This window comes from Pantoea sp. Ap-967 (assembly GCF_011752565.1).
Taxonomy (GTDB): Bacteria; Pseudomonadota; Gammaproteobacteria; order Pseudomonadales; family Pseudomonadaceae; genus Aquipseudomonas.
Window position 1 is genome coordinate 1 of the sequence record NZ_VWXK01000071.1, and the last position, 1595, is coordinate 1595.

Annotated in this window: 1 protein-coding gene and 1 pseudogene; both read right to left on the minus strand. The window is 58.6% G+C overall.

Going from position 1 to position 1595, the window contains the following annotated elements; all coding sequences use genetic code 11:
* Positions 1–202 precede the first annotated feature (202 nt).
* Positions 203–1045 (minus strand): annotated as a pseudogene (locus tag F3J45_RS29510) (IS3 family transposase); the annotation flags it as partial.
* 17 nt (positions 1046–1062) lie between these two features.
* Positions 1063–1356: a transposase gene (locus tag F3J45_RS29515; RefSeq protein ID WP_167070870.1), complete on the minus strand. Its 294-nt coding sequence runs from the start codon at positions 1354–1356 to the stop codon at positions 1063–1065.
* Positions 1357–1595: the final 239 nt, after the last annotated feature.

Here is a 1595-nt window from a genome sequence, read left to right on the forward strand (position 1 = left end):
GAGGCCGAGCGTAGGCCTTGCGGAGGGAGGTGACGGGCATGGATGCCCGTCAAGCGCTGGGCCCCAGGATGGGGCCTGCAGCGCGGTCCTCCCGGGAGCAAGGCCGGAGCGAGGGAACCCCGAAGCGTAGCGTAGGGGCCGGATGTGGGAGCCAGCGTTTTTTGGTGGGCCTGTCCCGTGACAACGGACGCCAAGAGGCTGGCTATTGAGCCGCCTTTCTCAAGCCTTTGGCATATTCGTTCGGTGAACGATAGCCCAGGGCTGAGTGCAGTCGACTGCTGTTGTAAAACCCGTGGATGTAATTTGCGATTGCCAGGTGCGCTTGCTGCTTGCTGGGATAAACCCGGCAGGCCTCTTCTCGCTTCAATGTGGCAAAGAAGCTCTCAGCTACGGCGTTATCCCAACAATTGCCCTTCCGGCTCATGCTCTGCGTGAAGCCTTTCTTGGCCAGCGCGAAGCGGAATTTGCTGCTTGCATACTGACGCCCCTGATCGGAGTGGAATACAACACCGTAGAGGCCAAGGCATGCGTTCCAAGCGTTGATGAAGGCTCGCTCAACCAAGTCGTCCGGCATACGATCCGCCAAGCTGTAACCCAGCACTTGGCGAGTCTGAATGCTGAGTACGACTGCCAGATACAACCATCCCTCTTTGGTGGCGATGTAGGTGATATCGCTGACCCAAGTGGGCGTCGCGCTATTCACGGAAAACTGTCGAGCCAGCACATTGTCCGCTACAGGTAGGTAGTGGTGGCTATCAGTCGTACAAGGTTTGAAGCCGCCTTTGCATTTGCCTTGAATGTGTTCCTCGTGCATCAGCCGACCTATCCGTTTGTGACCCACCGCGTGTGCCTGTCGGCGCAAAGCTTCGACCAGCCGTGGTCGGCCATAGGTATTCCGGCTGGCTGCGTAGGCCTTGTGCAAATCAACGCGAATCTGAGCGTCTCGATCTGGACGGCCCTGGCGATGCTGATAGTCGTAAAACCCTGAAACTGAGACACCCATCACCCGGCACAGCAATCGCACTGGGAATTGAGCCCGTTCACTAGCGACGAAGGCTTATCTCACCTGGACTCTTTGGCAAAGAATACCGCCGCCTTTTTTAGGATTTCGCGCTCCAGTTTGAGTTCGGCATTTTCGGCTCTGAGCCGCGCCAGTTCGCTGTCGTCTTTACTGACAGGGCGTCGGTCGGCGGAGCTTAACGAGTGCCCTTTGCGAGACGCATCAACCCAGTTATCCAGCGTCTTTACGGGAATCTCAAGCTGCCGGGCAGCCTCGGTTCTTCCCACCGTTTGCGCCAAGGCAACGGCCTGGATTTTGAATTCTTCGGTGTAGTTACGATAGGTTCGAGTGGACATGACAACCTCCAAGAGAACGATTCAAGTATCGCCTCTTGGCGTCCGTTGTCACGGGACAGGCCCACCAAAAAACCCTCGCTCCCACATACGGCCCCTGCGCTACGCTCCGGGGTCCCCTCACTCCGGTCTTGCTCCCGGGAGGACCGCGCTGCAGGCCCCATCCTGGGGCCCAGCGCTTGACGGGCATCCATGCCCGTCACCTCCCTCCGCAAGACCTCCGTTCGGCCTCCTGAGGTCGC